Below are 8,518 nucleotides of genomic sequence, written 5' to 3' on the forward strand. Positions count from 1 at the left end.
AAACCCGCCAGTGGCCACACCCACAGCAACGGATATGTACACCTGCCAAATCGAGGACTCCGGTTTACGCGCGCCGAAACGCCAACCGATCGACCGAGAGCAAGCTCCCTCGCCACAGAGCTTGTGTGGCCATGGCAGACAACTGGGTGACAGCGCAGCAACCGCTACCTACACAACACCCAATCCACCGGTGTCCTCGATGCCGCCTTCGCTGGCAAGCCAGCTCCTACACAAGAAACCCCATCGTGCGTGTCACCTCTGTACCTGAACCAAACCGTTACTCATGTGGGTGAACGGCTTCCCCCCACAGATGGCTTGGCGCCCACAAGGCCTCAATCAAAATCAGCAACGCACAACACCCACCAAAGATTCCGCGCCCCCTGGCAGGCGACATAGGCAGAAGAAATAGTCGAATCCCTGGTCAACTCACACCAATCGGAACTATCGAACCGATACACCACCAGCTCGGAAAACGGAGCCGGAAACACCGCCTCCAGCGCCTCGCCCACCAACTTCCGAGCGTCGGCCAGACTCAATCCACGGGTCGAGTGATGACACCCGCCCCGCAGCAGCACCGCCAACAGCGAGCCCTCAAACTCATATCGGTTCAACACGGAAAAGGGCCCGAACTCAGGCTCGATCTGCCCAATAGCCGTCGACCTGGCGAGGTTGCTGAAACGCTCCAGAAACTCGGCCAGTCGTTGCCTCTCATCCAACGCCTTGATTGAAGGATCTGGCTTGAAGAAGCTGGACACCACCTCGCCACACTGAGCAAGCACGGCAAGCAGTTCGACAAGGGGTTGCTTGTCGACGACGAACTCGCTGGCACCGGTAAATGGCACTACAGCATCGTGCTTCAGACTTTCATCTTGATTCATGATCGAGCACCCGACTTTGGCCGCAAACAGGCAATCATCAGAGCGACTACCGTGCCCTGGGCTTTTGCGGCCGCAGATAAAAACCAGAAATAAGCGCAATCAGCACCAGCATCAACGCCAGGCTGGGATCACCTTTAGGCAGCATGAATTGATAAAGGCCAGCGCCCATCGAGAGCATCGACCCCATGCACAACACGAACCAAACAGCTTTTTTAACCAGCTTCACGATCTGATGACATCCCTTCCACAGATAACTTCAACGGCACCACTCAGAACGACCAGGCCGGGGGGCGACAATGTATCGGCCGCACAGTTGCACGGCAAACCCGAAAACCACCCCCACCCCCACAGCCCCTTCGTGCTTACGCCTTGAAGGTCAAGATCGGCGAAAACCGCGCCATCACCGATACCGTCCCTTCTTCCACCTGGGAACGAATCACCTGGCCGATTTCCTTGTAGGCCCCCGGTGCTTCTTCGATCATCCGTTCCTCCTTGGTGGTGATGCACTCCACCCCCTGCAAGCCGAGGAAAGCCTTATCCTTCTTGGCCTTGAACACGATCTCGCTGCGCGACATCGAGCGCCCGGCCCCATGACTGGCCGAGCGCAGCCAACGTTCATTGCCCAACCCCGTGAGCAGGTAGGAGTCATGCCCCATGCTCCCCGGAATCAGCAGCGGCTGCCCGGCATAGGCCGGTGTCGCGCCTTTGCGGTGGACGTTGCCGCCTTCCTCGCGCAGTACGATGTTGTGCGGTACATCCACAATCAGCGGCGCTTCGATGCCCGCGCCGAACACCTGCCGAGTGCGCTGGCGCACCATTTCGGCGATCAGCGCGCGGTTGGCATCGGCGTAATGGGCAGCGCTGTGCATGGCCAGCAGGTACTCGTCGGCCATCTCGCCGAACAGGGCGAAGATCTTCGAGTCGGGATGCTTGATCCCTTCTGGCCACAGGGCCTTGGCCTTGTCCATCCAGCGCCGCCCGACATAGAAGCCGACGTCGCGGGAACCGGTGTGGATCATCATTACCACCTGCCCTACGGACAGCCCCTGGGCAAAGCAGGCCTGACGATCCACCAGCTCGGTGACCACCTGGATCTCGACAAAGTGGTTGCCGCCACCCAGGGAGCCCAGGCCCGGGTCGCGGAGGATTTTCCGCGAGCGGTCCTGCAAGGCTTCAGGCGCATAGTCGGCGCTGCCGCGAGCGAACGACGACTCATGCAGGCCCGACAGCTCACGCTGCAACTGGGCGAAATCCGCCCCGGCAAACAGCCCGATCGGGTCCTGTTGCTGTACCTGAGCCCAGAAATCCCCCAGCCCCGAAGCAAACAGCGCGCTCATGGCCGTGGGGCTGGTGGGAATATTGCGCGTGCCTTCCAGCAGATCGCCACGCACCAGGGCGGTCCACTTGGCCTTCTGCGCCATGAACTGCTCGTAGTTCAGCCCAAGCTTGTGCAGGCGCATGCCGCAATTGATGTCGGTGCCAATGGCTTGCGGCACCACCATGTCGTGGCTGGTGACGATCACGCTGCCCACCGGGATCGGGCTGCCGGTGTGGAAGTCCGGCGTGGCGCAGGCGCACTTCACTTCGCCGCCATGGGGGTGAGCCACCTTGGCGAAATCCATCAGCTGGAGGATGGCTTTCTCTTCGATGGCAAAGCTATCGGGCAGCAGCAAATCCACCTTGAGCCCGGCGTCATTGATCGAAGAGATAGAGAGAGAATTGGAATTCAGGCGTTCGATGGCCACCCCGGAACGGGCGAGCTTGTGCTGAATTCTTTTCAGAGGAGTCTTGGTCATTTTCAACTGCTTTTCTTGGACGCAACAAAACAACCACCCTGTTGGTGGCTGGAATTGTCTGGTCAGCAGCGAAACTTAGACGGCGCGGATAATGGGGAATGACGATGTGGATGTAAATAGCCGGGGAGAAATTATTTTAGGAGGCGCCTGGGCAGGCGCCTTCGCCGGCAAGCCGGCTCCTACAGTGCGGCGGCGGGCTAGAAGTTGAAGCGCACGTCCTTGACCACTTGCACGCTGCCCCAGTGGAAATTGCACAGCCGCGCCACTTCCAGGTTGCCTTCGCTCACCGGTACGCAGCCGCCCTTGAGGGTGACGCTGCTGGCGCCTTGGCGCGAGAGCGGGTATTCCACGGCAGGTCCGGCGGGAATGCGGTGGACCAGGGTCACGTCTTCGGCGAAGTCATCGGTCAGGCTGAAAATCAAACTGCCGTCGACGGTCAGACGGTAAGTATCGTGTTGAAAGGCGGCGCCTGGGAGCAGGCACATTTGCACGCTGTGACCCTGCACCTGCTGCTCCTGGCAGTTGGCTCCCTGCTCGGCTTGTGCCCCTTGCGCCAGGAACAATGCTGCCAGCGACCCCAACCATGTTGACTTGAACATCGGCCCTGCCTCCTTGGGAAAAGGCCGCTGTTATACCCGTGGCCGCGGGGTATCGCCAGCGACCGTCTTCGCGAGCAGGCTCGCTCCTGCAACAGCAGGTGTAATCGTCGTTAGCGAGGCTGCGGGCCACCGCGCCACGGCATGTATTCCACCAGTACTTCACCGCGAGTCAGGCGATTGGGCTGGCTGACAAAGTCCGGCATCTGCCGCAGATCCAGTTGCTGACAGCGCTGGGTCAGGTGTTGACGCAAGGCGGCATCAGCCTTGAACGCTTCCGGCCGGAATTCGCTGCGTTCCAGGTTCACCAGGCACTCCTGGACCTGCCCCTGGGCATTGGCGGTGTAGTGGAAGCTGGCCACGCCGATGCTGTCGATGCCCGTCCCGGCGACGGCCTGCTCCCAGAAAAACCAGCTTTGCTGGTAGAGGCTGGACCGTAGCCGATACTCCTGACGCTCACGGCTGGGCAGTTGGCTGAATCGCGGGAACTGCAGGTCGGCAATGGCCTTGATGCCATCCTCATTGCCAAAGGCTTCGGGAGCGGCGGCGGGAAACAGGGTGTTCCAGCACACTTGTCTGGCCAGGTGCAGCAACGTCGGGGTAACCAGGTCCGCGGCAAGATCACCACGGGTGCTCGGGAGGGCCTCACAACCGAGCACTTCATTCTGCCGGTTGAGCTTGATCCGCAAACCCACTGTGCCGGTCAGGCCCTGTGGGTTGGCGGCCATGATATTGCGCCTCAGCACTTCGCTGATGGCGGCAGAAAACTCCAGGCCCTTTTGGGTTTCCAGTGATTGGGCGGCGAGCTGTTCCGGGGTCTTGCTCTGGCAGGCGCTCAGGGTCAGCAGGGCCGGAATCAGCAGCGCCAGGGTCGAAGTGCGGAAGAATCCGAGCAACATGAATGAATGACTCATTGATCAATGACAGGGCACTGGCACCCGGCCCATGTACCCAAGAAAAGGCAAGCTCAATCACTTAACGAGCGAGCCGCGAAAGCTTTAGTGAACGCTTGCCGCCAATCAGCCGACCTGGTTCAACGCTCCCCGCCGCTTGCCTGAGAAAGGTGTGCGGACTTGTTCGGCCCACCTTTCCACGGTGTGTAAAACACACTGGCGTAGATCGGCTGCACCTTGCCCTGCTCGACCGAAAAACCCGGCATCTGCCGCACGTCCAACTGTTCACATAACTCTGTGGCGCGATTGCGCAGTTGATTGTCGGGCTTGAACGACTCGGGGCGATAACTCACTGGACGCAGGTTCACCCAGCATTCCTGCACCCGGCCCTGGGGATCGGCCTTGACCTGAAAACTGGCTACCCCCACGCTGTCCAGCGGCAAGCGGGCCAGCGTGTGCTCCCAGAAGAAATGACTTTGGGCGTATTGAACGGCCTTGAAATCAAATTCCTTCAACTGCTCGGACTCCAGGGTCAACTGAGGGAACATCAACGTCCCCTTGACCTGCAGCACGCCGTCAGGCTCAAAAGCCGTGGCTGGCGCTAGAGGAAACACCGCGTTCCAGCAGATCGCCTTGACCATCTCCCCGAGCTTCGGGTTGTAGGGATAGGCCTGTGCGCTAGGTGCCGGGCTGCTCTGCGCCTCACAACTGATGACCTGATTCTGCCGATCGAACTTCATCACCAGCTCCACGCTACCCATCAGTTTCTCGCTGTTGGCCCTGAGGCTTTCGCGGTGCAACACCTGCTGCATCGTGGCGGCATAGCGTTGCGTATCTGTCCGCTGTTGCTCCTCCTCCTGGGATAGCGAGGTGCTCGGCGAGCCGGATTGGCAACCGGACAGCGCCAGAAGAATACCGACCCATAACCCGTACTGCGCCGGGGTCCTGTTCAGAAAGCTGTACATGCTCAGTTCCTTTGATGGGTTCACTCTCGAACCGTCTTGCTCTGTGTTCAGTGACGTCAAGGCGCTGGATCTTAAGCGAGCCCCATCCTTAAAAGCCAACGACAATAGCTGGCGCTCACTGGCACCCCGCAGATCTCTACGTTCGTGCCGTGGCAGTAGAAGCTTCTACATCCGCCAGCCAAAAAACGGGTTACCCTGACGCCCTCCCGATGCTCATTGACCCAAGGAAGGACAACCACGTGACCCGCGCCATCACTATCATCTGCGACAACTTCGCCGACTGGGAAACCGCCCTGATCAACGCCACCGGCCGTGGCTACTATGGCTTCGACTGCCGTTACGCTTCCCCCAGGGGCGCCATCGTGACCTCCATGGGCGGCCTGCGGGTGACCCCGGACCTGGCGTTGGAAGATATTCGTCTGGATGAAGTGGATCTGCTGATGGTCTGCGGCGGGACGGTCTGGCAAAGCGACCAGGCCCCGGATGTCGGCGACCTGCTGCGGGCCGCCCAGGCACGCAACATTGTGATCGCCGGTATCTGTGACGGCACCCGTGAACTGGCTCGGGCCGGGGTGCTGGACGCGGTGAAGCACACCTCCAATTCGGCGGCCAACCTGTTGGCAGTGAACTATGGCGGGGCCGCGCACTATCAGGATGTGCCCCATGCCGTCGCGGACCAGCGCGTGATCACCGCCCCGGGCAGTGCGCCGGTGAGTTTCATGGCGCAGATTCTCGGCACCCTGGGCATCAACGACGACAACCTGACCTACTACCTGGGCCTGCACGCCGCCGAACACCAACAGAAGGCCTGAACCTCTCCCCCGTAGGAGCCGGCTTGCCGGCGAAAGCGATCTCACGGCCGCCTTCGCTGGCAAGCCAGCTCCTACGGAAGGTAGTGGGTGGGGCGGCAGTGCGGGCGTGTAGCCGTGGATTATTTCACCAGTCGAAAATCCCGGTGACCCAACCATGCCGCAAAGTCCGCAGCGCTGAAAATGCTCTCGCCCTCATGCTCGATGATCGCCAGCCCCGCCAGAAATTCGGTGTCCCGGGTGTAGGCATGGATGCTGGTGCAGAAGGCCACCACGCCATCCAGGCGACGGACCAACGCCAGCGCCGCCTGTCCTAGCCGTTGGTGATCCAACTGATCTTTATCCATGGCCGCCAGGCTCAGGATACCTTCAGGGAGCCATCCCAACGGCCCGGCCAGCCCTGCATACTCCGCCAGCTCCTCTGGATAATCGCCCCCCAGCGCGTAAAGCATGGGGCTGCCTTCAATGAAGAACGATCCCCTGCCCGTCCAGGGCTGATCTGCAACTTCGGCCAAGCAGGCCCGCACCAGACTTTCGACCAAACCATCGATCTTGCGTGGCAACAGCACCCTGACAGTCGGTCCGGCCATTGATTGATGTTCTCCAGCGGGCCGCCTCCGCATTATCGAGAGCGGACAAGTCATGTTTGCTTACATCCGCTCCGGCCCCCGGAGCGGGTCCCTTCATTCACCGGACCGGGAGCATACAGACAGCAACAGGCGCGTACCAAAACCTGCGCGGCATTGATGCGACTCAACGCCTGGAGCCATTGACCCCAAGCACCTCCTCCAAGCGTTTCGCCTCCCTCTCCGACAACAACGGCGCAGGCGGCTCCATCGCGTGCCGGACGGCAACCTGCGCCGCAGGGGCAGGAGGCTTGGCCCTGGCGGTACGGCTGCGAGTCGAGCGGCTCTGCGGATACAGCGCCTCATCCAGGCATTTGTCGCGCATGCCCTGGCTGGACAACCCCTGACAGCCCTTGCCGTTGGACCAGGCCCGGGCACCACAGGTGACCTTGCTGTCGGGGTCTTGCAAGTCGACGCAGCTCAGGGAGCCAAAGCCGTGCCCGAGCACTTCAACGGGATCGGCGGCGTGGGCCGCTCCGCCATACAGCAGCAGCGAGGCGATAAGTAGTGTCTTGTGCATGAGCGCGCATCCTTGACGACAGCATCTACTCGGCCCGATCCCGCCGCCGAGGCTTGCTGTGGTGTTGTGGGAGATACGCTGTTCTATCAGTCGAAAATGACAGTTTCCCACCTCTGCCGCGTGCCCCTGCTCCGGCAGCTTGAAACGCCCCCTGCCCTCAGGTGCCGCTGGTGATCCGGGTCCACAGGCGAGTGCTCAGGCGCATCCCGGCCGGGGTCATGGTCTTGATCGGGAACAGGGTGTCGAGCACCGATTGCGGTGGGTAGGCGGCCGGGTTGTCACGCAGCTGTGGCTCGATATAAGGCAAGGACGCCGCGTTGCCGTTGGCGTATTGCACGAAGTTGCTGATGTTGGCGATGACCTTGGGGTCCAGCAGGTAGTTCAGGTAGGCATAGGCGTTTTCCAGGTGCGGGGCGTTCCTGGGAATCACCACCATGTCCATGGCCACGGTAGAGCCTTCCCGAGGGATGCTGTAGCCGATGTTCACGCCGTTTTTCGCCTGCTGGGCGGTGGCCATGGCTTGCAGCACGTCGCCGCTGAAACCCACGGCCACGCAGATGTTGCCGTTCGCCAGGTCGCTGACGTACTTGGCCTGGTGGAAGTAGAGGATCGAAGGACGGATGGCCCGCAACGCCTGCTCGGCCTGCTTCAGGTCTGCCGGCTGTTCGCTGTGGGGATCAAGCCCCAGGGCCTTGAGGGTGATGGGCACCATCTGCGTCGGGTTGTCGAGGAAGGCCACGCCGCACTGCTTGAGCTTCTGGATATTCTCCGGCTTGAACAGCATCTGCCAGGACTGGGTGACATCGGTGTTGCCGAAGATCGCCTTGATCTTGTCGACGTTGTAGCCGATGCCCACGGTCACCCACATGTAGGGAATGCCGTACCGGTTGCCCGGGTCGCTGGTTTCCAGCAGCTTCATCAGCTTGGGATCGAGGTTGTTCCAGTTGGGCAGCTTGCTCTTGTCCAGAGGCTGAATCGCCCCGGACTGGATCAGCCGCGGCAGAAAGTGGTTGGACGGGCTGGCCAGGTCGTAGCCACTGCCACCGGTCATCAACTTGGCCTCGGTGGTCTCGTTGCTGTCGATCACGTCGTAGGTAGTCCGGATGCCGGTGCGCTGGGTGAACTCGCTCAAGGTGTCGGGAGCGATGTAGCCGCTCCAGTTGGCGATGCTCACCGTTTCTGCCGCCTGTACGCCCGTGGCACACAAGGCCAGGGATAACAGTGCCGTAGTGGTGCGATTGATCATATTGCCGCCCTCTGTGCTTTTATTATTGCGGCGATTTTTCGCCGCGACGGTTAACGTTCGTGTCGCGCGCGCTGCACTTCCCAGCCCATGCGCAAGCTTGCTCCAATGTCAAAAAACGGTCGCGGCGGCAGGTAGCCGGGGCGGGCCTGGGACAGCACATCGCGTAACAGCGGCGAGTCGCCGCCGGCC

10 protein-coding genes and 1 pseudogene are annotated in these 8,518 nt (G+C 61.1%); 1 reads left to right on the plus strand and 10 read right to left on the minus strand.

The genetic code is table 11. From position 1 onward, the window contains the following. Positions 1 to 332 precede the first annotated feature (332 nt). From BLX41_RS12975 to BLX41_RS13000, 6 genes are all read right to left on the minus strand, one after another. Positions 333 to 878: a hypothetical protein gene (locus BLX41_RS12975; protein WP_123725199.1), complete on the minus strand. Its 546-nt coding sequence runs from the start codon at positions 876 to 878 to the stop codon at positions 333 to 335. Positions 879 to 924: 46 nt separating this feature from the next. Continuing rightward, positions 925 to 1,104 carry a hypothetical protein gene (locus tag BLX41_RS12980; protein ID WP_123725200.1) on the minus strand — a complete coding sequence of 60 codons (180 nt, stop codon included), beginning with the start codon at positions 1,102 to 1,104 and terminating at the stop codon, positions 925 to 927. A gap of 136 nt (positions 1,105 to 1,240) precedes the next feature. Beyond that, the gene (locus BLX41_RS12985; RefSeq protein ID WP_123725201.1) at positions 1,241 to 2,674 is read right to left on the minus strand and encodes an RtcB family protein; all 1,434 of its coding nucleotides are present in this window, start codon (positions 2,672 to 2,674) and stop codon (positions 1,241 to 1,243) included. A 197-nt stretch (positions 2,675 to 2,871) separates the two neighbouring features. Further along, positions 2,872 to 3,273, minus strand: coding sequence for a hypothetical protein (locus BLX41_RS12990; RefSeq protein WP_123725202.1), 402 nt, complete (start codon positions 3,271 to 3,273; stop codon positions 2,872 to 2,874). Positions 3,274 to 3,383: 110 nt separating this feature from the next. Further along, positions 3,384 to 4,169, minus strand: a complete 786-nt coding sequence (locus BLX41_RS12995) for a hypothetical protein (protein WP_123725203.1) — start codon at positions 4,167 to 4,169, stop codon at positions 3,384 to 3,386. A gap of 134 nt (positions 4,170 to 4,303) precedes the next feature. Beyond that, the gene (locus tag BLX41_RS13000) at positions 4,304 to 5,188 is read right to left on the minus strand and encodes a hypothetical protein (protein ID WP_185073523.1); all 885 of its coding nucleotides are present in this window, start codon (positions 5,186 to 5,188) and stop codon (positions 4,304 to 4,306) included. 179 nt (positions 5,189 to 5,367) lie between these two features. Here BLX41_RS13000 and BLX41_RS13005 point away from each other — a divergent pair, with 179 nt between their 5' ends. Further along, a complete protein-coding gene (locus BLX41_RS13005; protein ID WP_123725205.1) occupies positions 5,368 to 5,940 on the plus strand; it encodes a type 1 glutamine amidotransferase family protein in 573 nt (190 codons plus the stop codon). A gap of 119 nt (positions 5,941 to 6,059) precedes the next feature. On the opposite strand, the gene BLX41_RS13010 is transcribed toward BLX41_RS13005, so the two are convergent. The 4 genes and pseudogenes from BLX41_RS13010 to BLX41_RS35240 form a co-directional block, all read right to left on the minus strand. After that, positions 6,060 to 6,527 (minus strand): DUF6368 family protein, encoded by a 468-nt coding sequence (locus BLX41_RS13010; RefSeq protein WP_123725206.1) that lies wholly within the window; start codon positions 6,525 to 6,527, stop codon positions 6,060 to 6,062. A 163-nt stretch (positions 6,528 to 6,690) separates the two neighbouring features. Continuing rightward, positions 6,691 to 7,083, minus strand: coding sequence for a hypothetical protein (locus tag BLX41_RS13015; protein WP_123725207.1), 393 nt, complete (start codon positions 7,081 to 7,083; stop codon positions 6,691 to 6,693). A 157-nt stretch (positions 7,084 to 7,240) separates the two neighbouring features. Then, a complete protein-coding gene (locus tag BLX41_RS13020) occupies positions 7,241 to 8,329 on the minus strand; it encodes a polyamine ABC transporter substrate-binding protein (protein ID WP_123725208.1) in 1,089 nt (362 codons plus the stop codon). A gap of 50 nt (positions 8,330 to 8,379) precedes the next feature. After that, positions 8,380 to 8,518: pseudogene (locus BLX41_RS35240) on the minus strand (FAD-dependent oxidoreductase); the annotation flags it as partial.

The organism is Pseudomonas protegens (assembly GCF_003732485.1).
GTDB classification, from domain to species: domain Bacteria; phylum Pseudomonadota; class Gammaproteobacteria; order Pseudomonadales; family Pseudomonadaceae; genus Aquipseudomonas; species Aquipseudomonas protegens_B.

Bases quoted from the DNA above. Each gene is read 5' to 3' on its own strand.
- BLX41_RS12975 (WP_123725199.1), bottom strand. From the start codon at position 878: ATGAATCAAGATGAAAGTCTGAAGCACGATGCTGTAGTGCCATTTACC.
- BLX41_RS12985 (WP_123725201.1), bottom strand. From the start codon at position 2,674: ATGACCAAGACTCCTCTGAAAAGAATTCAGCACAAGCTCGCCCGTTCC.
- BLX41_RS12990 (WP_123725202.1), bottom strand. From the start codon at position 3,273: ATGTTCAAGTCAACATGGTTGGGGTCGCTGGCAGCATTGTTCCTGGCG.
- BLX41_RS12995 (WP_123725203.1), bottom strand. From the start codon at position 4,169: ATGTTGCTCGGATTCTTCCGCACTTCGACCCTGGCGCTGCTGATTCCG.
- BLX41_RS13010 (WP_123725206.1), bottom strand. From the start codon at position 6,527: ATGGCCGGACCGACTGTCAGGGTGCTGTTGCCACGCAAGATCGATGGT.
- BLX41_RS13015 (WP_123725207.1), bottom strand. From the start codon at position 7,083: ATGCACAAGACACTACTTATCGCCTCGCTGCTGCTGTATGGCGGAGCG.
- BLX41_RS13020 (WP_123725208.1), bottom strand. From the start codon at position 8,329: ATGATCAATCGCACCACTACGGCACTGTTATCCCTGGCCTTGTGTGCC.